Annotated in this window: 22 protein-coding genes; 7 read left to right on the top strand and 15 right to left on the bottom strand. The window is 36.8% G+C overall.

Annotation, left to right across the window (positions count from 1 at the left end; all coding sequences use genetic code 11):
- Positions 1-5: 5 nt before the first annotated feature.
- The 7 genes from hemH to crtD all read right to left on the bottom strand — a co-directional run bounded on the left by hemH (position 6) and on the right by crtD (position 6615).
- Positions 6-1022 (bottom strand): ferrochelatase, encoded by a 1017-nt coding sequence (hemH, locus tag B176_RS0106505; protein WP_017257981.1) that lies wholly within the window; start codon positions 1020-1022, stop codon positions 6-8.
- Entirely contained in the window at positions 1015-1707 is a 693-nt protein-coding gene (locus B176_RS0106500) for a fatty acid desaturase (RefSeq protein ID WP_026063194.1), read from the bottom strand. The genes hemH and B176_RS0106500 overlap by 8 nt, the downstream gene beginning before the upstream one ends.
- Positions 1708-1855: 148 nt before the next feature.
- Entirely contained in the window at positions 1856-2704 is an 849-nt protein-coding gene (locus tag B176_RS0106495; RefSeq protein WP_017257979.1) for a 4-hydroxy-3-methylbut-2-enyl diphosphate reductase, read from the bottom strand.
- Positions 2705-2740: 36 nt separating this feature from the next.
- On the bottom strand, positions 2741-3382 hold the full coding sequence (locus tag B176_RS0106490; RefSeq protein WP_017257978.1) for a carotenoid biosynthesis protein: 642 nt from the start codon (positions 3380-3382) through the stop codon (positions 2741-2743).
- Positions 3379-4473 carry a glycosyltransferase gene (locus B176_RS0106485; RefSeq protein ID WP_017257977.1) on the bottom strand — a complete coding sequence of 365 codons (1095 nt, stop codon included), beginning with the start codon at positions 4471-4473 and terminating at the stop codon, positions 3379-3381. The genes B176_RS0106490 and B176_RS0106485 overlap by 4 nt, the downstream gene beginning before the upstream one ends.
- A 1-nt stretch (position 4474) precedes the next feature.
- On the bottom strand, positions 4475-5098 hold the full coding sequence (locus B176_RS0106480; RefSeq protein ID WP_017257976.1) for a 1-acyl-sn-glycerol-3-phosphate acyltransferase: 624 nt from the start codon (positions 5096-5098) through the stop codon (positions 4475-4477).
- A gap of 38 nt (positions 5099-5136) precedes the next feature.
- The gene (crtD, locus tag B176_RS0106475) at positions 5137-6615 is read right to left on the bottom strand and encodes a 1-hydroxycarotenoid 3,4-desaturase CrtD (RefSeq protein WP_017257975.1); all 1479 of its coding nucleotides are present in this window, start codon (positions 6613-6615) and stop codon (positions 5137-5139) included.
- Positions 6616-6664: 49 nt separating this feature from the next.
- On the opposite strand from crtD, the gene B176_RS0106470 reads away from it, so the two are divergent.
- Positions 6665-7705: a sensor histidine kinase gene (locus tag B176_RS0106470; protein WP_017257974.1), complete on the top strand. Its 1041-nt coding sequence runs from the start codon at positions 6665-6667 to the stop codon at positions 7703-7705.
- A 2-nt stretch (positions 7706-7707) separates the two neighbouring features.
- On the opposite strand, the gene dacB is transcribed toward B176_RS0106470, so the two are convergent.
- Positions 7708-9090 (bottom strand): D-alanyl-D-alanine carboxypeptidase/D-alanyl-D-alanine endopeptidase, encoded by a 1383-nt coding sequence (gene dacB / locus B176_RS0106465; RefSeq protein ID WP_026063192.1) that lies wholly within the window; start codon positions 9088-9090, stop codon positions 7708-7710.
- A 75-nt stretch (positions 9091-9165) separates the two neighbouring features.
- Entirely contained in the window at positions 9166-11280 is a 2115-nt protein-coding gene (gene dcp, locus B176_RS0106460; RefSeq protein WP_017257972.1) for a peptidyl-dipeptidase Dcp, read from the bottom strand.
- A 233-nt stretch (positions 11281-11513) separates the two neighbouring features.
- Between dcp and B176_RS0106450 the strand changes: the two genes are divergently transcribed.
- Entirely contained in the window at positions 11514-12518 is a 1005-nt protein-coding gene (locus tag B176_RS0106450; protein ID WP_017257970.1) for a DUF3078 domain-containing protein, read from the top strand.
- 47 nt (positions 12519-12565) lie between these two features.
- Positions 12566-12961: a thiol-disulfide oxidoreductase DCC family protein gene (locus B176_RS0106445; protein ID WP_017257969.1), complete on the top strand. Its 396-nt coding sequence runs from the start codon at positions 12566-12568 to the stop codon at positions 12959-12961.
- A 6-nt stretch (positions 12962-12967) separates the two neighbouring features.
- On the opposite strand, the gene B176_RS0106440 is transcribed toward B176_RS0106445, so the two are convergent.
- Positions 12968-13699, bottom strand: a complete 732-nt coding sequence (locus tag B176_RS0106440; protein WP_017257968.1) for a LytR/AlgR family response regulator transcription factor — start codon at positions 13697-13699, stop codon at positions 12968-12970.
- Between the two features lies 1 nt (position 13700).
- A complete protein-coding gene (locus tag B176_RS0106435; protein ID WP_017257967.1) occupies positions 13701-14726 on the bottom strand; it encodes a sensor histidine kinase in 1026 nt (341 codons plus the stop codon).
- A 276-nt stretch (positions 14727-15002) separates the two neighbouring features.
- Here B176_RS0106435 and B176_RS20900 point away from each other — a divergent pair, with 276 nt between their 5' ends.
- Together B176_RS20900 and B176_RS0106420 are read left to right on the top strand one after the other, a co-directional pair.
- Positions 15003-15200 (top strand): hypothetical protein, encoded by a 198-nt coding sequence (locus B176_RS20900; protein ID WP_154647899.1) that lies wholly within the window; start codon positions 15003-15005, stop codon positions 15198-15200.
- A 62-nt stretch (positions 15201-15262) separates the two neighbouring features.
- Entirely contained in the window at positions 15263-16333 is a 1071-nt protein-coding gene (locus B176_RS0106420; RefSeq protein ID WP_017257964.1) for a DNA topoisomerase IB, read from the top strand.
- Positions 16334-16335: 2 nt separating this feature from the next.
- Here B176_RS0106420 and B176_RS0106415 read toward each other — a convergent pair whose 3' ends face one another.
- Genes B176_RS0106415 through B176_RS0106405 form a run of 3 tightly spaced genes read right to left on the bottom strand, consistent with a single transcriptional unit; the run spans position 16336 to position 19173 of the window.
- The gene (locus tag B176_RS0106415) at positions 16336-17115 is read right to left on the bottom strand and encodes a TerC family protein (protein ID WP_017257963.1); all 780 of its coding nucleotides are present in this window, start codon (positions 17113-17115) and stop codon (positions 16336-16338) included.
- Positions 17116-17163: 48 nt separating this feature from the next.
- Positions 17164-18108: a Smr/MutS family protein gene (locus B176_RS0106410; RefSeq protein ID WP_017257962.1), complete on the bottom strand. Its 945-nt coding sequence runs from the start codon at positions 18106-18108 to the stop codon at positions 17164-17166.
- A 51-nt stretch (positions 18109-18159) separates the two neighbouring features.
- Entirely contained in the window at positions 18160-19173 is a 1014-nt protein-coding gene (locus B176_RS0106405; RefSeq protein ID WP_017257961.1) for a Gfo/Idh/MocA family oxidoreductase, read from the bottom strand.
- Positions 19174-19440: 267 nt separating this feature from the next.
- Between B176_RS0106405 and B176_RS0106400 the strand changes: the two genes are divergently transcribed.
- Together B176_RS0106400 and B176_RS0106395 are read left to right on the top strand one after the other, a co-directional pair.
- Positions 19441-19998: a peroxiredoxin gene (locus tag B176_RS0106400; protein ID WP_017257960.1), complete on the top strand. Its 558-nt coding sequence runs from the start codon at positions 19441-19443 to the stop codon at positions 19996-19998.
- A gap of 79 nt (positions 19999-20077) precedes the next feature.
- Positions 20078-20653, top strand: a complete 576-nt coding sequence (locus B176_RS0106395) for a carboxymuconolactone decarboxylase family protein (RefSeq protein ID WP_017257959.1) — start codon at positions 20078-20080, stop codon at positions 20651-20653.
- Between the two features lie 241 nt (positions 20654-20894).
- Here B176_RS0106395 and B176_RS0106390 read toward each other — a convergent pair whose 3' ends face one another.
- Positions 20895-22442 (bottom strand): DHA2 family efflux MFS transporter permease subunit, encoded by a 1548-nt coding sequence (locus B176_RS0106390; RefSeq protein WP_017257958.1) that lies wholly within the window; start codon positions 22440-22442, stop codon positions 20895-20897.

The following is a 22442-nucleotide window of genomic DNA, read 5'->3' as shown; positions in this document are numbered from 1 at the left end:
TTTCTTTATTTATTCAAGATGATATCTTCTAAAACCTCAATCCAAGCTGGATTATCATTTAAGCTTTCCACCAATTGAACTTTCTCGCCACCCAGTTCAACAAATTCTTCTTGGTACTCTACCGAAATCTCGTAAAGCGTTTCCAAACAATCGGCAACAAAAGCCGGACATAAAACCAACAAACGTTTAACACCTTTTTCGGCTAAATCTTTAAGTACAACACTGGTGTAAGGTTGCATCCAAGGATCGTTTCCTAAACGAGATTGATAGCAAAGCGTATAATCTTGATTGGTTAAGTTTAATTCTTTGGCAATTAATTGTGCCGTATTATGGCACTGTGCCGAGTAGCAGAATTTATTGTTTTCGGTAAGTGTAGCACAACAGTTTTCTACCTTTAAGCAATGCTCGCCAGAAACGTCGGCTTTACGCATTTGCCGTTGTGGGATTCCGTGGAAACTGAATAAAATATGATCCCACTTTTGATCAAGATATTTCCGGGTATTGTCTGCAAAAATCTTAATCATCCCCGGATGATCATAATAGCTGTTTATAAAGCTTAAGGCTGGAATTGCCTGCCATTTACTCACAATTTCCATAACCAATTGATGTACCGATCCGGTTGATGCTGAAGCATATTGTGGAAACAAAGGAACCACTTTAATGCTATCTACCTTTGCTTGCTTTAACCTTTCTAACGCATCTGGGATTGATGGAGATTGGTAACGCATTGCCAATTCAACGTGATAATCACCACCCAATTTTTCGGCAACGGCATCACGAACGCTGTTGCCATAAATCAATAAAGGAGAACCCTCTTCTGTCCAGATTTCTTTATAGATTTTGGCAGACTTTGGTCCACGGAATGGAACGATAATCCCTTTTACCAACATTGTACGACTAACAGCGTTGATATCAATTACGCGTTCGTCCATTAAAAACTGACCGAGGTATTTTCTTACATCTGCCGTTGAAGGACTATCTGGTGTACCCAGATTTACCAATAGAATTCCTTTTTTACCCATTATCTGTATCTGTAATATTTTCTTTTACCTGCCAAAGTTTCCACCAAGGCGTACCTGGGGAATCGTGGTGCTCATAATGATACCCAAAAAAGTAGCAGGTAAAGAAAGCCCATATATGATTTTTTGACTGTGTTTTTGAATGATGAATATTTTGATGTTCGCCTTTGTGTGGCAAATAAGTGCCAAAATAAAATAGCTGCAGCGTACTTAACAAGGATGGTATAACCCAGAACATCAAAAGATTTTTTTCTGGAATGTAAATTTTTAAAATGTTGTAAATAATAGCCATTGCTACCACTTGCCACCAGCTGAGGTATTGTTTGATAAACTGAAAATACCATTTGAAAAAGTTGCCTTCATAATAATCCGGATCTTCTGCGGTATGCACAAATTTATGGTGCTTATGGTGTTCTCTATTTAATTTTTGAAAAGGAAAAACCGCGTAAAACAAAGTACAAAGCTGACCAATAAAATTATTTAGCTTTTTGTTTGCCGGCGCTACAGTGCCATGCATTGCATCATGTGCGGTGATAAAAAGCCCGGTATATAAATGCATTTGTATCAACACAAAAATGTAAATCAAAGGATTTGAAAAGCTGAAATCGAAACGCATCAACATAGTAATACTAAGCATCCATAAAAAGATGATTAGCATAGCCATATATATTCCGTTATTGTTTTTCAAGCTATAATATTTATAATAATGATAATTTGCGTTAGGGATAGAAGCGGATACCGGCCTTTGAATAAGGCCGTGTGGTTGGCTTGTGTTTTGGCAAAACCGTATGAGCGGAAAGCCCGGTTCCGCAGTTAGCGGAAAAGCGCCCAAATAATTAATACGTTTCTAAAACCTGTTTAACCTGCTCCATTAGCCACATTGGTGTCGACGTTGCACCACAAATACCAATTTTATCTCCTTTATTAAACATTGCCGTTTCTAAATCATTGGGTTTGCTGATAAAATAAGTAGCTGGATTGTGCTTTTTGCAAACTTCGTAAAGCACTTTTCCGTTTGATGATTTTTTACCAGATACAAAAACAATTTTATCAAATTTCTTTACAAAATTTGGAAGCTCTTTATCTCTGTTAGATACCTGACGGCAAATGGTGTCGTTAGCTTTAACATCGTGACCACGAGCAATCAGTTCGTTTTTGATGTCGTAAAATTTATGGGTTGATTTGGTAGTCTGGCTGTAAAGTGTAAATGACTTTGGTAAATCTACGCCGTCAAGCTCTGCCAAATCCTGAAAAACTAGTGCTTCGTTATTTGTTTGACCTTGTAAACCAATTACTTCGGCATGGCCATGCTTTCCAAAAATAAGCACCTTCTCTTTTGCATCATGCGTAGTTTTTATACGGTTCTGCAATTTTAAAACTACCGGGCATGAAGCGTCAATTAAGATAATATTATTCGCTAAAGCAACCTTATATGTTTCTGGTGCTTCGCCATGGGCTCTAATTAATACTTTTTCGTTATGTAAAGATTTAAGCTCTTCGTTATCGATAATTCTTAAACCTTTTGCTTTGAGTCTAATTACTTCTTCATCGTTATGGACAATGTCTCCTAAGCAATATAAATAGCCGTCTTCTGCCAAAATTTCCTCGGCCATATCAATGGCATAAACTACGCCGAAACAAAAGCCCGAATCGTTGTCAATAGAAACTTGTAAGTTATATTCCATTTGATATCATTTTCTACAAAAATATAAAAAGTTAAGTCAGAGTGCCGTAACATTTAAGCCAATAAAAAACAGCACTTGGCTAATTAATAAAGTTAAAGCTACCGGGTTTGATTTACGGAAATCTAGCTCGTAATAAACCCTCAGTAAAATAAAGCAGACAAAAAACCAAGCGATGTAATTCTGAAGTGGAATGGTACTATCTGCCCAGCTCCAGTAATCAAAACGTACGGCTACGGGTTCTATTAAAAAATCGACAAAAACCAGAATAGCAGCACCGATTAACGATTTAAGACTACGGAGATGTTTAAAATACTTCTTTAAAACTGCACCCACACAGAAAACCAAAATAACCCAGTTAACGCCAATTAACAGCGGAACTTGCGCTACCTTAATGCCTAATGTTTCGCCGTAAGCGTAGGTTCCAAAAATTGCACCGCTAGAAACGCCCACTACTTCTACCAAATAGCCACTCAAATAAACAAAGCCTAAGCCCAGCCAAAATTCTTTTTTATAATCTTTTTGGTTGATGAGTAGGATACTTGCCATCAACAATAGATGGAAAGGTACAAATGAGATAAAAAAATCGTGTAAGTGAGGTAAGGTAAAACCTACAAAGCCTACAGCGTGAAAAACGATGATAAAGATTTTTGATAAACCTGTTTTTTCTAAATACTTCATGTGTTGATGGTTCTGCCTTTCCAACTTATTTTACTGCCTAACGATTGTTTGATAGACAAAAAAGCCAAGATAAGTAAGTTTAGCATTTGAATGGGATGATATAAAATATTGATAAACACATTTTGGCCCGAAAGATAAGAAATCATTATGCGGCTAAAAATGATAAGTGTCAAAGCGAAGTAGAATAGCTGGAAATTCCCGAAGAGTAAGATAAAAACGGGACCAAAAACGACAAATATAATGTAGATGATTAATGCAATAATGCTGTTGTTAAAGCCTGCCAATATGTTTTTACTAAATCCGCTTAAACACTCGTTATAATTCTTGTACATCCGGCAAAAAACAAATCCGTTTGCCAATAAAGCTTCGCCAAGCAAACCATCTTGCTTTACTTTTTTCATAATCTCAATATCCTCCACCACTTTGTTTTTTACTGCTTGATGCCATTCGAACTGCTTATAATCCGAAGCCTTAAACAGCATAAACTGCCCGCTAGCCGCCGCAAAAGATGGCAATTTAGATAATTTTACTAAACGTAAGGGCAGCAAGTTTAATAGCAGGAAATGCATTAAAGGTACTACGGTTTTTTCGCCAAGGCTGATTGTGATTTGGTTAGTGAATAAGCTGAGCAGGCTTAATTTACCTACGTACATTCGGTAAAGTGTATTATTGATCAAGTGGTCTTTCACTTCTTCATCGGCATCTAAAAACAACAGCCAATCTCCTTTTGCTTTCTGGCTTAGTTGGTGGCAGGCAAAGTTTTTCCCTAACCAACCTTTTGCTAAGCTTTTGCCTTTTACAATTTTAAATTTTGGGTGGTTTCCGCAAAAATTATCAACCAATTGATAGGTATTATCTTCCGAATCATCATCTAAAACAATAACTTCTATATTTTGATAATCTTGTTGGTGGATGGATTTCAAAAGCTGCAAGATATTCTCTTTCTCGTTTCTGGCCGGGATTAAGATAGAAACCAAATCGTTAAACTTTTTGGGGGAGTTGGTTAATTTAGGGTTTGATATAAAGTTGAACAGTGTTACGGTAAAACGTAAAATCAGGAAAAAGAACACTATGTAAAAAAAGTAAATCATTTTATACTGTTATTTCTGATTGTTGGGTTAAAGTAGCTTCGTAATGTTTGTTGTAGGCACTTTTTAAAAGCTGTAAGCCTACAAATTCTGGGGCTTCCCAATTTTGTAAGGCTATTTTCAAGTTAGGCTTCCGCTGGTCAAAATAATCTGTTATAATGGCTGCAAAAACATAATTGAAGTTTTTTTTAGAGGCGTCGATAATTCGCGAAACACCTTTTTCAAAATCTATAGACTTGCTATGTAAGGAATGTAGTTTTCCCTGAGGAAAAATCAACAATAAATTATCTGGATTATCTAATAATTCGCCGGCATAGGTTAAAGATTCTACCAAGCTTTTTGCGTTCTTTTGAATACCAAAAGCACCTAAATATTTTAGAAAACTCACTTTTTTTGCGGTTTCTTCTAAAACCATCACATGAAATTTCTTTTTAAAGTAGATTTTGTTCAGATGAAATACCAAGAAACCGTCCCACCAGCTGAAGTGGTTGGATAATAAAAGTATCGCCTTATGCGGATCAACGGCTATTTTGTTGTACTCAAACCCCGAAAAATCTTTTTTTATAATCCGCTCTATGTACCAAGAGAAGAAAGCATAAATGACTTTATTAGATTTAGGTTTGATCATCGTTGATACAAAACACAAATCTAATCATTTGGTTTTAGTTAAAGTGAAAGGGATGAGGATTTAACCATGTCAGCCACAATTTTTGCAGATAATAAAGCCAACGGAATTCCGCCACCTGGGTGTACGCTTCCGCCAACGAAATACAGGTTTTCTATGCTTTTACTAAAGTTTGCATGACGCAAAAATGCGGCAAATTGATTGTTTGAGCTGGTGCCATAAAGTGAACCACGGAAAGATGATGTTCTACTTTCTATTGTCCTTGGATCCAAAATACTTTCGTTTTCAATCAGCTTTTCAAGATCAACTCTTAAGTTTTTATTGAGTTTATTGATGATGTTTTTACGAGCCTCCCCAATTAAGCTGTCCCAATTTTGCCCAGTATTATTCGGTACGTTAATCATGGTAAACCAGTTCTCGCAACCAGCAGGCGCATCATTGGGTTGCATTTTGGAGCTAATATTCACATAAACTGTAGGGTCGTAGTGGATACTTTGCGACTTAAACATGGCATTAAACTCTGCCCGGTAATCTCTACTAAAAAAGATATTGTGTAAACCAAGTTCTTTAAACTGCTTTTTAACACCCCAATAAAATATGAGCGCAGAGCTTGAGCGTTCCTGCTTCAATATTTTCTGAGGTTGCTTTTGGTCTTTTAAAAGATGCTTATAAGTGAAATAAACATCCATATTAGAAACCACCAGGTCACTTTCGTAAAACTGTTGCCCCACGTTGATCCCTCTCACTTTTCCACCAGTAACCACAATTTCATCCACTCGCTTGTTGTAACGAAATTTCACACCCAAATCTTGCGCTAACTTTACCAAGCTTTTGGTGATGCTGTACATACCGCCTTTAGGAAAATAAGCGCCCAAATTCTGTTCTAAATGTGGAATAATATTTAGGGTTGCAGGTGCTTGGTAAGGGTTTGATCCGTTATAAGTAGCAAAGCGGTTCGCGTACTGCTCCATTTTTGTATCGCTAAAAAAAGATTGGTTAGCCTTTGCCATTGTACGGAAGGCATCAATCTGTCCGAATCTCAAAAAAGATTTAGCGGTATTTGTGTTGGTGTAAGTCGACAATAAATGCAAAGATTTCTCCAGAAAAACCTGATGTGTGATATCATAGATGGTGGCACTTTTATCCAAATAGATTTGGAGTTCTTTTGCAGTAGCGTTGGTATTTTTCTCAACCTCTTCACTAAATTTTTTCACATCAGCGAAAGCGGTCAATCGCGTTCCGTCATCCCAAAAGTAATTACAAATCTCGTCTAGTTTTTGGTATTCGAAATAGTCGCTTGCTTTTTTTCCGGCTAAAGTAAAAAGCTCATTTACATATTGGGGCATCGTAAAAAGACTGGGTCCGGCATCAAAACGATAAGTTCCTTGCTCAAATTCCGAGAGTTTTCCGCCGGGATATGCATTACTTTCAAACACTTCTACGGCAAAACCCTTGCATGCAAACCTAATTGCACTGGCAATCCCGGCTAAGCCAGCTCCTACAACTATAGTTTTTGCCATTAAATTAAATTCGTTAAAACATTATTGGAAAGCAATCGTAATAAGGCTAATGGATACAGTTTATAGTAGGTTATCACGAGTTCCAATTATTAAGTACAATTATAGCTTAAAATTTTTATTTGTTGCTTTCATCGGAATCCATATTCCCCTAATTGGCCTTGCTGTTTATGCACTAAATAGTTCTCAGAGTCTTTTTTCGGGTACGGCAATTATTATCGTTACCCTGATATTTACGCTTTTATCAACCGGTGTTACTCTGTTTGTTTTAAAGAAGCTTTTAGCGCCATTATTGATGAGTGATAAGGCCTTAAAAGATTACATCAGTAACGGAACTATACCAGATTTGCCTACCCACTATGAAGACGAAGCCGGCAAATTAATGGTTTTGATACAGGATACGATTAAACATTTAGATAAGCTGGCGAACGAGAAGCAGGAGATTACAACCTTAGTTTCTCATAACTTAAGAACACCCTTGAGCCAAATTATTAGCCTTTGCGAACTTATTAAGGTCGACGACCTTAATTTGAACGAGTATGTCGATAAAATTGAATCGGTAACCAGATTGCAGTTACAAAACTTAACCGATTTATTAACACAAATGATGGAAACGGGTACACAAATTATTGCTTTGCCCGATGTTCCCTATAATTTAAATGGTTTTATTAATGAGGAGCTACAAACCGTTATAGATAGCTTAGAAACAAAAAGCTTATCGATTTCCTTAAATTTAGCTGAAGAAGAATTGCTTATCAATAAAAATCGGAGTAACCTTTCCTTGGTGTTCCAGAATCTGTTATCCAATGCTATTAAATTCTCCTACACTGATGGAAAAATTAGTATTTACACTAGAAACATCAATGGAAAAATGGAGATTGAGGTAGCCGATGAAGGTTTGGGTTTCTCAGAAAACTATCAAAAAAACCTTTTTAAAGATGCAAGAAACACAGGCCGTAAAGGCACTAAAAATGAACCTTCTATAGGCTTGGGCTTACATCTTAGCAAAAAAATTATTGAGCAAATTGGTGGAAAACTAACAGGTTTTAGTGAGGGTGATGGTAAAGGCGCAAGCTTTAAAATTATTTTATAACCCTATTTTAAAGCGTTTAAAAACTCATACATTTTTTGTCTCATCTGGCCGGTACTTTCGCTATAGTTGTTGACCATCAGCGAAAAGCTAATTTCATTTCCATTTCCCGAAAAACCGCTATAAGCCAATACATTGGCAATGGTACCACTTTTCATTTTCTGGTTGTTGTAAAGCGGAATACTTTTTAAATAGCTATTAAACCAAGGTTTGCTTCGGCTAAATGATAATACTTTTGCCATTGCTAAAGTGGTAACCCGATCTGAAGGGGACAAGCCACTGCCATCCAATATGCGTAAAGCGTCTGGATCAATGCCTTTCTTCTCCCAATAATCGTTTATTACTTTAATCCCTTCTATCGTCGACGGATTTTTCCCTGATTTTTCACCAATTACCCTTACCAACTGCTCTCCATACAAATTGATGCTTTTCTGGTTAAACCAATAAATAATTTCGCTCAATGGTGGCGAACTAATGCTAAAAAGCAATTGATGGTCCTTAGCGTCAGCAGGCAAAATCTGCGCTTTAAACTCTTCAGAACCATAACCGTTAGTCTGCAAGAACTGGGCAACATCAAAAGCCATTGCCAATGGAGGATTAGGCAAAGCTACACCAATCTGCTTTTTTAAATCTATCCCATAGGTTCCGCGTAAAAACACATCACTGCTATATGGTGCCGAGTAAGCGTAAACCTGGTCTCCAGAACCACTGGCTCCAGTCGTTAATTCATTGGTGATTTCTAAGAATGGATAATTTTTTGTGTTCGTTTTAACTGGAGCACCAGCAGTTTTTCCTGGTGAAAACCCCAATTCAAAATAGTTTTCGCCCCAGCACAGCGCAGACGTTCCAGCACCGTAATAGTTCCCCATATCCTGCCAAATCCAGCCAATAGGTAATGTTTGTGTATCCCAAGCAGAAGCATCGCCAATAACGTAGCCAGTTATTCTGTTAATTCCTTTTTGTTGTAGGTTGAACAGAATTTTATTGAGGATCTGGCTTTTTTTAGTTTTATCCCAACGATCGCTCCCTAAAGTTGGGTCGCCGCTGCCTTTTATAATTAAATCGCCGTTTAGTGTGCCGTTTCTAATTTCTCCACGGTAAAAAACATTGGTTTTAAAGGTGAAATCTTCCCCAAGTAAATCTAATGCGGTGGCCGCGGTAATTACTTTTAATGTTGATGCAGGCGCAAGTCCCGTATTTCCGTTTTTGCTAAAAAGTACTTTCCCCGATTTATTATCGATTACAGAGAAAGAAACAGTGGCATATTTTAGCTGTTGGTTTGCTGAAAATCTGGCGTACGCAACTTCGAGCTTTGAAGCCAAATTTTGCGCCGTAACGATGTTAAGTACAGAAGAACTAATTAGTAATAGCAATGCTAACTTTTTCATACTGGCAAAATAGTAAATTAAAATTTTACCGCCTTCTGTAAACAAAAATGGGGCAAATTTCTTCGCCCCTTTCGGTTATTTGATTAATCCCCTGTTTCTTAACATCGGTCTGATATCTGGCTTATGCCCTCTAAAGTCCAAAAACATTTTGTTGTAATCTAAGGTATTACCTCTTGATAAAATCATGTCTCTAAACCGTTGACCGTTTTTGGCGCTCATGCCACCATTCTCTTCAAACCAAGAGTAAGCATCGTGATCTAACATTTCTGTCCACAAATAAGCATAATAACCGGCTGCGTAACCACCTCCCCAAATGTGCTTAAAATAACTTGAACGGTAACGTGGAGGCACTTCACTTAGCAATAAACCAGTTCTTTGCAATGCATCGTTTTCAAATTTATTGGCGTCGGTAATTTTTATATCACTGCTGATGCTGTGCCACTGCATATCTAAAGAAGCGGCAGCCAACAATTCGGTAAGCATATAACCTTGATTAAATGTAGCCGATTTTTTAATTTTTTCTACCAGTGTAGCCGGCATTGGCTCGCCAGTTTTATAGTGTACTGCATAATTTTTAAAAACAGTAGGTTCCATAGCCCAATGCTCGTTAAACTGAGAAGGGAATTCCACAAAATCACGGGCAACATCAGTACCCGAAAGTGTAGGGTATTTCTGACTTGCAAAAAAACCATGTAAGGCATGGCCAAACTCGTGGAACATGGTAGTTACATCATCAAAGCTAACTAAGGCAGGTTCGCCAGCGGCAGGTTTGGTAAAGTTGCAAACATTATAAATAATCGGGTTTGTACCTAACAATGTGGATTGCCCAACAAGGTTAGACATCCAAGCACCACCCGATTTATTATCACGTTTAAAATAATCTGCGTAAAACAAACCGATAGGCGTACCATTTTTCTCAAAAACCTCATACACTTTCACATCTTTTTGGTAAACAGGAAGATCTCTACGCTCCTTAAATGTAATGCCGTAAAGTTGCGTAGCAGCATAAAAAACACCGTTCTGCAATACTTTATTTAACTCAAAATAAGGCTTAATCTCATTATCATTTAAATCATATTTTGCTTTTCTAACTTGTTCTGCATAAAAGTTCCAGTCCCAAGCTTCTAGCTTAAACCCACCTTTTTGTTGGTCAATTAAACTTTGAATTTCTGCACCCTCGGCTTTTGCCTTAGCGGTTGCAGCAGGTACAATCCCTTTTAAAAAACTGTCAACAGCTTCAGGCGTTTGCGCCATCTGGTTCTTCAAGTTCCAAGCGGCGTAATTTTTAAAGCCTAAAAGCTTAGCTTGTTGAGCCCTAATTTCTGCTAACCGAATAAGTGTACTTCGGGTATCGTTGGCATCTCCTCTTTCTGTGCGGTTATAGCTGGCGTCAAACAAGCTTTTACGTGTATCGCGATTTGTTAACTGGCTTAAGTAGGGCTGTTGTGTGGTGTTTTGTAACACAATTGCATATTTACTGCCCGTTTTCGAATCCTCAGCAGCTTTCAATTCTGCTTCAGAAAGACCGTTTAACGCTGTTGCCGAGTCAACTTTTAAAGTTGCAACTTTTGTAGCTGCCAGTAATAGATTGGTAAATTTTGTGCCTAAACTCGCTTTTTCCTCGTTTAGCTTTTTCATCTCTACCTTATCTTTATCAGATAATTTAGCGCCTGCTAAAATAAAATTCTCATAATAAACATCAACCAGCTTTTTAGATTCGGCATCAAGCTTACCGTTCTCTACACTTTCATATACCGCAGAAATACGGTTAAAAAGTTTTTGGTTTAAATAAATAGCATCGTGGTGTGCAGCTAGTTTCGGAGAAATATCTTCTTCTATTTTCTGTAGTTCCGGATCGGTGTTAGCCGCTGTTAATAAATCAAAAACATTGTTTACCCTTGCCAAAAGCTGCCCGCTTTTTTCTAACGGAACAAAGGTATTTTCAAAGTTTGGTGCTTGAGCATTGTTAACAATAGAGTCAATCTCCTGTAACTGCTGTTTCATCCCTTCTTCAAAAGCAGGCATAAAGTCGCCAGTTTTTATTTTACCAAAATCTGGTGCTTGGTACGCTAAACTGCTTGCTTTAAAAAACGGATTATCGGAGTTACTCTCGTTTTTCTGTGAGTTATTGCAACTTGCCAAAACAATCCCTGCAATTACAATAGCTAATGGTTTTTTATAGATGTTCATACTTTACTTGTTTTTTATTTTTTCATAGAATGGTATGAATTTACAAAACATGGATGGTATTTCCCCAGTTTAACACGTTTCGTAATAGACTTATTACTTTAACGATTAGGGCTTTATGGGATGGTGCCTTCTACAACGATTCTTTAGGTAAAAAAAACAAAGCTATTTATCCGCTAAAAATCACAAACCACATTTGATTTTTTTAAAACCGTATAAATTGTCACTTTTGCGGAATGAATTGCTTCAAAAACTACGGTCCTAAACTGGTGCTTGCTTTACTTTTATTTAATATCACCAATGCGGTAGCACAGAGCAATGATAAAATTGAGCCAATCATCGTTAAAGAAATCGAGGCTAAAAAAAATCTTTTTCCGGTACGCCAACCAGTTTTTTTTATTTATAAACAACGTCTACACCAAAGTTTTGTTCACATAAAAGTTAATTATTGGAAAACCAAACTCAACTTTGGTGTTAACCTTAACCAAGCTGCTTTTAGCGATAACTGGAGCGGTGGCGGTGTAAATTCTATAGCATTAGGTAGCTTACTTAACTATAAAGCTGAATACAACAAGGATGGAAAAAACTTTACATCGGAGGTTTTATTACAATATGGAAAACTAAAAAACGAGGGTCAACTAGAGCGGAAAACGAATGATCGTATGTTTTTTGATAACAAGGCTGCTTTGCAAATCTCCAAAAATTGGAGCTTTTTTGGGTCTGTAAGTTTTGAATCGCAGTTTGATAGTGGTTTTACTTACGGAAAGGATGCTGATGGTAACGAAACACGTAAAATCATTTCTAAATTTATGGCGCCTGGCTATCTAACAGAGTCTATCGGTTTTGAATACAAGCCCGAAAAGTATTTTAGTTTACGATTAGGTACGGGTACTGCCCGTCAAACGTTTTTGTTAGATACAACGCTTTACAAAAATAATCCGAAAAACTTTGGTGTTGAGGTTGGTAAACGTTTTAAAAATGAGTTGGCTTTTCAAGGTGTTGCAAATTTTGATAAGGATATTGCTACAAATCTTAATTTAAAAGCCCGTTATTTACTTTTTGCGGCTTACGAAAACATCAACAATATTGATCAACGTTTAGATGTAACTTTAACAGCAAAAGTGAACAGGTTGGTAAATGTTACTGTTGGCGCTACTGCTCTTTACGATGATGATTTTAGCGGGAAAGTGCAGTATAGCCAGAATTTGGCGCTTGGAATTATGTTTAAAGTACCCCGATAACAGGCTCAAAATCGGGTTTGGCCTTTAAAATTAATTTACATTTGATTATGGAGAAACACGGTATCGTTTTATTTGATGGTGTTTGCAATTTATGCGATGGCTTTGTACAGCGCATTATTGTGGCTGATCAAAAAGACTTTTTTCGGTTTGCTTCTTTACAGTCTGAAATCGGTAAAAACTTGCTGAGTACATACCCCCATTTACAAGATCTAAAAAGTATTGTTTACCTAGAAAACGGTAAAATATTTACTAAATCCAATGCAGTGTTAAAAATTGCAGGTCATTTAAACGGGCTTTGGAAACTGGTTCAAATAGGCTACGTGTTACCCGCATTTTTAAGAAACGGTCTTTATAATTGGGTGGCGCAATACCGCTACCAATGGTTCGGAAAAAAAGAACAATGTATGGTGCCCACGCCCGAGTTAAAAGCAAAATTTTTATAATAGCTTCTACACGTTTTTATCCTCAATCATTTTAAAAAAATACTCTCTATGCGTATCGCCGATAGGAATTATTTTATCACCGATAGTAATCCGGCTCCGTTCAATACTTTCTATTTTACCTAAAGCAACAATGTAAGATTTATGGACCCTTACAAACAAATGGTTTGGCAAAGCTTCATCTATCTTTTTCATACTTTGTAACGTAATAATTCGCTCGGTTTTGGTATAAATAGAGATATAATCTTTCAGGCCTTCAATAAAAAGGATGTCATCTAAATAAATCTTTTGGATTTTATATTCGGTTTTAACAAAAATAAAATCATGGGTAAAAGTATTGCTTACGGGGCTAGCTTCTATTACCGGCGATGGCGGTGTGGGTAAATTGCAGAGGATGCTTTGTGCTTTTTGGGCAGCTTTGTAAAATCGGTCAAACGCAATAGGTTTTAGTAGGTAGTCAACCACGTTATGTTCATAACCATCTAAAGCATATTCTGGATAGGCAGTGGTTAAAATAACCTTGCATTTATCATTGGCAATTTTTAGAAACTGAATTCCTGTTAGTTCCGGCATCTGCACATCTAAAAAAACAAGATCTATTTTCTCTTCCTGTACCAAAGTGAGCGCCTCAATAGGATTATGCAAACGCTTATGGAGTGTTAAAAACGGAATTTTTGAAATATAATCTTCAATGATATCTAATGCCAAAGGCTCATCATCCACTATCAAACATTTGATCATGCTATAAATTTAGATATAATTCAGAAAAATAATCGTGTTCTCTATTTTCTACAGCCAATTTATATTTTTCCGGATAAGTTAAATCCAACCGCCTAACCACGTTTGCCATCCCAATTCCCCCGGTTTGATCTTTGTTTTGTAAGTTTTTTTTGTTTTTAACAGTAAAGAGTAGATTTTCTTCGAGTACGGAGATATTGATGTGTATTGGATTATCCTTATCAGTGGCAATACCGTGTTTAAAGGCATTTTCGACAAACGAAATCAACAATAAAGGCACAATTTTTTGATCGGTAATTTGCCCTTCTACTTCTAAAACCACATAAGCCTCTTCCTTAAATCGTAATTTTTGGAGCTCAATAAAACTGTTTAAGTAAGTTATTTCTTTTTCTAGAGCTACGCTACTGTCATTACTCTCGTAAAGCATATAGCGCATAATTTCCGAAAGCTTTAAAATTGCGTTCGGCGTTGCATCAGACTTTTGATACGCTAGTGAATAGATGTTATTGAGCGAATTAAATAAGAAGTGTGGGTTAATCTGCGATTTTAAAAATGCTAATTCAGACGTTAGTCTTTGCTTCTCCAACTCTGTTTTTTCTCGCTCATTAAAAAACCAATCGACTGTAAATTTATAAACCGTACTTAAAAAAACAAAAAAACCATTGGTTACAAAAGTACTGATGAGCTGTTTTTCTGGTTCAGAAAATACCATCTGTTTTTGGCCAGCCATCATTTTTAAACCACTTATTTCATAAAGGTAAAAAGTGAAGCCGTATTTAATGGCTAAAAAAGCGATAACAATAGCTAAACAGCCCAGCATCCATAAAAAAAACTTTCTTTTATCAAGCGTAAGCGGAATTAAAACATACAGGTTGAGGTAAAAAATAGCCAAGTTTAAAAGCGAAATTCCGATAAAGAGAATGTAAACCCCTTTTGTACTTTCAAAACCTGCGGTTGCCACAAACGTAAAAAGTGTGATTAAAAACAACCACACCATAATATGAAGCATAAACTTCTGTAACCTGCTCATAAAATAAAAGTAGATAAAGAAATACAAAATCGAGAAACTTTAGACCAACGCCCAATTTTTATCTACCAACACCGTAAACCTTAATTATCGATAATAAAGGACGTTTATCTTGAGATTTAAACCGTTGGTATAATAGATTTTTGTAGCGTTTAAGTTATTCGAATATTTGATCATCAAACCAAAAACAAAATGAAACCATCATGAGCATACCGCTTACAAATAGGAAGAATACGCTCATGATCGCTTCATAACCGCTAAAATTCAAATTATATACTAATGAAAAAGTTAACCACGTCCGTTTCTCCTTTCTTAATGTTAATTGTTCCAGTACTTTTTGCGGTACTGCTTTCGTTGAGCTTTAAATCAAATGATGCACCAACAGATAGCGAACTAACTACAACTACAACAAGTGCCACTCAAAAACTAGTTAAAACTGGTGAGGCTTCTATCATCAGGTTTCTGTTGGCGAAATAGTTTGCGTAGCTTTCGGCTTTAAACTGGTCTGGTTTTAGATTCATGTATTTTTTTGAATCGTTATGACCAGATTAGAGAACAAGTTGCAGAAAATTGGTAGCGATGCCAAGCTAACAGCGAAAACTGCGGGTTTACGCTACACCGAAGACCGTAACAAAGGCTATTATCGTAAAAAAGCAGGCAAAGGCTTTAGCTATGAAGATTACGAAGGAAGGCCTGTAAAAGACAAAGAACTTTTAGAGCGGTTTAAAAAGTTGGTGATTCCACCGGCTTACGAAAATGTTTGGATAGCTCCTTACCCAAATAATCACCTACAATTTACCGGATACGACGTAAAGGAACGGAAACAATACCGTTACCATGCAGACTGGAACAACATCCGTAATCAGGCAAAATTTTACCGTCTCCGTAATTTTGCAAAATGCCTTCCAAAAATCAGACAACAGGTTGAAAAAGATCTTCAAAAGAAGGGCTTACCTTTTACAAAGGTGGTGGCTTTAGCGGTAAAATTAATAGAGCTTACCCATATTAGAATTGGCAATGAGAATTACAGCAAACTTTATGGTTCCTTTGGTTTAAGTACGCTTAAAGATAGGCATGTAAAGTTTGAAGGAACAAAAGTTAGATTTGCGTTCAAGGGAAAAAAAGGTGTTTATCACGATATAGAATTACAAAGTAAAAAACTCGCTAATTTGGTTAAAAAATGTAGAGACATACCAGGAAAAGAGCTTTTTCAGTATTACGATACAGACGGAAAACATTACAGTATAGGCAGTGGAGACGTTAACAATTATTTGAAAGAAATTACTGGAGAGGATTATACAGCAAAGGATTTTAGAACTTGGGCGGGCAGTGTAAATGCCTTATGTGCTTTTAAAGAATTGGAAACTGCGGAAAATAAAACACAACTTAAACAACAGGTTGTTAACGTAATAGACCACGTAGCTACAAAATTAGGCAACACCAGAACGGTGTGTAAAAAGTACTACGTACATCCATCAATAATTAGTGCGCATGAAAGTGGCACCATACACAAATATAAAGTGAAGGATAACAACAAAAACAGCCTGACTAATGAAGAAAGGCTGCTTTTGAAAATTTTGGAAAATGAGAAAATTGCGAAAGCGATGTAAAGCTATTTTGGTTCGTGAGGGGTTCTTCTTAATGTAACTGGTTTTGCTTTTGACTTTATTCTTAAGTTTAAAAACTCTACCAAAACAGAGAAAGCCATCGCAAAATAAATATATCCTTTCGGGATATGTTGTTCAAAACCCTCTGCTAATAATGAAACGCCGATAAGCAATAAGAACGACAAGGCCAGCATTTTAACTGTAGGGTGATCGTTTACGAAATCGGAAATTGATTTTGCAGAAAACATCATCACAATTACCGAGATAATTACGGCGGCAACCATAACCCATAACTCTTTTGCCATACCCACTGCGGTTATTACAGAGTCTAAAGAAAAAACAACATCTAACAATAAGATCTGAAAGATTACGCCCGAAAAAGAATGAACTTTCTTTACCGTAGTGTCTTCCTCTTCTCCTTCTAACTTATCGTGGATTTCGTGGGTGCTTTTATAAATTAAAAACAGTCCTCCAATAATCAGGATCAAATCTCTACCACTGATGGCTAGTTTCTCAAACCATTCGCCACTGCTTATTCCAAACCAACTACTTGCGTTGAATAAAGGCGCAGTAAGGGTCATTATCCAGCTCAATGAAAGCAAAAGCAAAACCCTGGTGATCATGGCCAAAGCCAAACCTAACTTCCGGGCTTTATTCTGTTGCTCTGCCGGTAATTTACCAGACAGAATAGAGATAAAAACGATATTATCAATACCTAAAACAATTTCTAAAACTGTTAAGGTTAAAAGTGAAACCCAAATTTCTGGGTTAGTAAGCCATTCCATAGGTGCTAAAAAATTTTCTAAAAATAGAAAAACGGATGGAACTTAAAGTTATTTTAAAATTATTTTGGTGGCACCGTATCCAAACTTCTCTTTTTGCGCATCCATAAACGTTTTCACCTGTGTGTTTTTACTTATCGCTTTGTGAATTTCATGCTGTAAAGTTCCGTTTCCGGCGCCATGTATAAATACAATACTTTCATATTTGTGAACAATGGCCGCTTCTAAACTCTTTTGAAAATGATCTAGCTGAATGTCCATAATTTCTCTTTTACTTAAAAAATCATGATCATCTCGTAGCTTCTCAATATGAAGATCAACTTCTTTGGCAGGTTTCTGTAGAACTACTTTTTCTTCTGAAGGCTTAAAAAAACTTTCTTTTATTTTTTGAGCGTCTAAAACCAATACCGGCTCGTCCATTCTAAACAACCACCCGTTTGCTTTCATCAAAGCAACTTGCTGTTTACTGCCGGCAAAATCTTTAGATTTAAATTTAACGCTAAACTCCAAAGGCTTAACGGGAGCCTTGTTTGTGGCGGTATAATAAAGTATTTGAAAATTTAATGTGGGCCATAAATCCAGTTCTGGCAAAGCAGCACTAAATACTTTTACCGATTTTTCGCTGGCAAGCTCACCAAAAAATGCTCCTTTATAAACATCTTTGGTTAAAGTTTTTAGCCCTACCATCAATTGATAAGATGTTTCATTGACCACCGAAAAATGCACCACAGAGCCTTTGTTCGCATCTGGAATAGCCACCAAAAAAATGCCCTTCTCCACAAAGTTCTCTATGTTTGCTTTTTCTTCCGGAGAAGCTTGTTTGGTTTCAGGGTTTGATGAATGTCCGTGTACCCTGGTGATATTTGTAACCATTACCGGAATCTCAAAATCATCATCACCGGTAACACCCACCATTTCATCGTTAATTATTTTGGTGATATAACCTTCTCTTCGCTCATCAACAAAGCGCACAAACTCTCCTAATTGGTATTTCATCTGATAAATTTACGATGTTTTAAAGCAGCATCCTAAAACATATTTGAGCCATTACTTCTGTAGTATAGACAGCTGACCTAAAATATCGTTCTGTCTAATAAAATATTCGCTATCGTTTCTTATGGCATTGTAAACCTCATCAAACAATAACATGTAGTTACCGTTTTCTAAGGGAACATCCTCTTCAACCACTTCGCCTTCACTATTAAAAGTGTAAAGTTTTCCTTCTCCGCCGGCAATTTCCCTACCGTAACGTTCATCGTTAGGTTTTATACCCGCTAAAAGTTGCGCTTCCTGCACATCCGTACGGCTTTTTGTAAGCGTTCCATCAATCCCATAAAAAACATAAGCGGGTTGCTGTTTTACCACCAACATATTTGTGGTTATAAAAACATTTAAACCGTTATTGTATTTAAGATGTGCGTGTGCAACGTCGTCAACTTCGGTATTGGCTCTGTGCTTTCCGTAGCTTTTATAAAATTCTGATGGGATACCAAAAAGTGCAATGGCTTGGTCAATCATGTGTGCACCCAAATCGTAGAAGATACCAGCACCGGGTATTGGTTCTTCTTTAAAGGTTTTTTCGCTGATTTCGTTCCGATACCTGTCGAAACGTAAGTGTGCTTCGGTTATTTTTCCAAGTTTTCCAGATTTTAGAACTTTCTGTACGGCTAAAAAATCACTGTCGAACCTGCGGTTCTGATAAGCCAACACCTTTAATCCTTTTCTAAAAGCTAAGGAAAAAAGTTCCTCCGCTTCTTCTTTGGTTACAGAAAAAGGTTTTTCTATCAATACATTTTTTCCGGCATTCAATGCAGCTTTTGCATATTCGTAATGGGTATAATTGGGTGTGTTTACCACGATGAGCTCCAACTGTTCGTTTGCCAATAATGCATCTACACTTCGGTAAGTGATGATGTTTGGATAATCGGCTACCGCTTTATTTTTACTGCGCTCTACAACCGCAACCAGCTCAAAACCTTGATGTAGTTCAAAAAATGGAGTGTGGAAAATTTTTCCTGACATTCCGTATGCCATTAAGCCTACTTTAATTTTATTCTCCATTGCTTTTAAATTACGTTTTGTTGCTTTTATGATCTGAACTATAATAACAAAAATACGATTAATAGATGAGCCTACTTATAAAAATTGTACCAAGACCAACCTGAAAGCCTTTTTTGGTATTCATTTATAGCAATTACACTATCTTATGAAAATAAAAAAGATTATAGCTTTTGACTATGAGCTTATCAAAACATACAATGCAAAGGCATTACTTTAACCTGTATATTTGTATCACAATATTCAAGCAAAACATTAAAATATAAGATTATGATAGGTATAGGAGAAAAATTCCCAGAGTTTAATAAAACAGCTGTGGTAAGTTTAGAAAAAGGTAAAGAGTTCGAAAGCATTTCATCTGATTCTTTTATCAACGAGGACAACCGTTGGACAGTTATGTTTTGGTGGCCTAAGGATTTTACCTTTGTTTGTCCAACAGAGATCGCAGAATTTAACAACAACTATAGCGAGTTTAGAGACAGAGATACTACTTTAATCGGCGCTTCTACAGATTCGGAATTTGTGCATTTGGCTTGGAGAAATAACCACGATGATTTAAGAGGCTTAAAATTCCCAATGTTAGCTGATACTTCTAAATCATTAGCAGAAGATTTAGGTATTTTGGTAGCTGAAGAAAAAGTAGCTTACAGAGCAACTTTCATCATCGATCCACAAGGTGTTATACGTTGGGTTTGTGTAAACGACCTTAACGTAGGTAGAAACGTGAAAGAAGTTTTACGTGTACTAGATGGTTTACAAACAGATGAGCTTTGTCCATGTAACTGGGAAAAAGGAGAAGAAACTTTAACTGCAGCTTTAGAAGCTTAATAAATAAAAGCCCCTTGTTTATTAAGCAAGGGGCTTTTTACTGGATTGATATTTTTATAAACACTTGATAATCAATATTATGAATATTTCAGAAACTACACAAGAGGTTTTAGCCATTTTTGGTGAGAGCACCATCAACAACAAAGCATTAGAACTTTTAAACGCTACAGATTATAAATACCTGCGTGATTTAAAATTGAATTTCAACAGTACGCTTACTTCTGAGTTTTTATCGGAAAAAGAATGTGCTTTGCTAGGTTTAAGTATTGCAGCCAACAACCAGAATGCAATATTGATAACGTTTTACAAAAATTACGCGTTAAAGTTTGAGGCCACGGAAGATGAATTGGCCGAAGCTGTTTCATGCGCTTCTTTATTAGCATCAAACAACGTGTTCTACAGGTTCCGTCACTTTACGCAGAAAGAAAAATACACGCAGATTCCAGCTCGTATTAGAATGCAATTAATGATGAAACCAACTTCAAAAGAATTTTTTGAATTGTTGAGTCTAGCAATCTCTGCAGTGAATGGTTGCGAAATGTGTGTAAACGCTCACGAAGATTCGTTAATTAAATTAGGTAGCAAAGAGGAAAGAATTTTTGATGCCGTTAGGATAGCATCTATCGTTACTGCTACAGGAAAAATAGTTTATTAACACAAAGCTGACAAAAATTGCTTTCGGCAATAAACCGACTGCCTGAATTAGTTAATAGTTGCAACTAATAACATAATTAACAAGTTATTTTACAGAAAATTTGCTTTTCATCCTTAAAATTTACTAAATTAGTACTAAGGTTAATCACACCTAAAAGTATGATCACTAATTTGCTTTTAGGTTTTTACAGGTTTTAATTGTTAATTACAAAGCCACTTTATTAATAAAGTGGCTTTGTTTGTTAATGCACATCTGTAGGAATCTCAACGTTCTTCTTAAACTTTTGCAACAGCAATAAGGGTATTGAAAACAACATTACATAACCCACTAACCAATAAGCATCGGTATAAGTTAATAAAGTAGCTTGCCTAGTCACCATGCCTTCGATAGCTTTAGTTGCAGCATGTTGTGCATCTAAGAAGCTATAGCCCTTGGTTACAAAATTTTGGGTAATTGCATGCATTTTATCGGTAAAGGCAGTGTTATATTCGTTGATATTACTTAACAAACTGCTGCGGTGTACTCCGCTTCTAAGGTGTAAAAGCGTTGTTAAAGCTGCAATTCCGAAAGATCCACCCAACTGCCTGCCCATATTATTTAAACCCGTTCCCTGTCCAATTTCTTTTCCGCGTAAATCTTGAATAGCCAAAGTAGTTAAGGGCACAAACAAAAATGCCATTCCAACTCCCCTAATAATTAAGGGCCAAAAGAAATCTCCGGTACCAGATGATAGCGTTGACTTACTCAACATGAGCGAGAAAACAAAGAACAGGAACATCCCAAAACCTGCCATCAGTTGTGCTGGCACACCCTTTTTTAGCATAATACCAATAAAAGGCATCAAAATAATGGTTGCAATACCGCCCGGGAGTAATATTTCTCCGGTTTGTAAGGGGGAAAAGCCGAGCAGGTTCTGGCAAAAAATCGGGAAGATGAAGACAGAACCATATAAGCCGAATCCTAAAATAAAGCTAAAAAACATCCCCACGGAGAAACTCCGCTTCTTTAATATGTCCAGGTTGACAATCGGATATTCCGTGGTTTTCTCTCGCCAAATGAATAAGAAAAAACCCAGAATAGAAACGATGGACAGTGCTAAAATGTAGGGAGTTGCAAACCAATCTTCGCTTTCGCCTTTTTCTAGTACGGTTTGTAAGCTACCTACTGTTAAAGCGAGCAATGCAATTCCCCACCAATCAACTGGTCGTCCTTTTGCCGTTTTTGGTGTTTCTTTGATTACCATATAGGTTGCAAAGGCCGCTAAAATCCCCACAGGAATATTAACATAAAATATCCATGGCCAAGAGAAATGCTCAGTAATATAACCGCCAATAGTTGGGCCTAAGGTTGGACCTACAACGGCACCTAAACCAAACATCGCTGTTGCTGTTCCTACTTCTTCTGGTGGCCAGGTTTCTAATAAAATAGCCTGTCCCGTAGAGATCAATCCACCACCGGCCAAACCTTGCAAAATCCTGAACATAATCAGTTCATTCAAACTGGTGGCATTTCCGCATAGAAATGAGGCAATGGTGAAAATGATGATGGATGTTAAAAAGTAGTTTTTACGTCCGAAAGTTTCTCCTAACCAGCCCGACATGGGCAAAATAATTACGTTTGCCACCGCATAGCCAGTTGTTATCCACGCAATATCCTCTAATGTTGCGCCTAAATTACCCTGCATTTGGGGTAAAGAAACGTTAACAATTGTGGTATCTATTAATTCTAAAAGTGCGGCAACAATCACCGTAATGGTAATTACCCACTTCTTTAGACCTTTTTCTGCCAT

The sequence above is a fragment of the Pedobacter arcticus A12 genome (assembly GCF_000302595.1).
GTDB classification, from domain to species: Bacteria; Bacteroidota; Bacteroidia; order Sphingobacteriales; family Sphingobacteriaceae; genus Pseudopedobacter; species Pseudopedobacter arcticus.
Note: the sequence above shows the minus strand (reverse complement) of the source record. Positions and strands in the feature narration are given on the sequence as shown.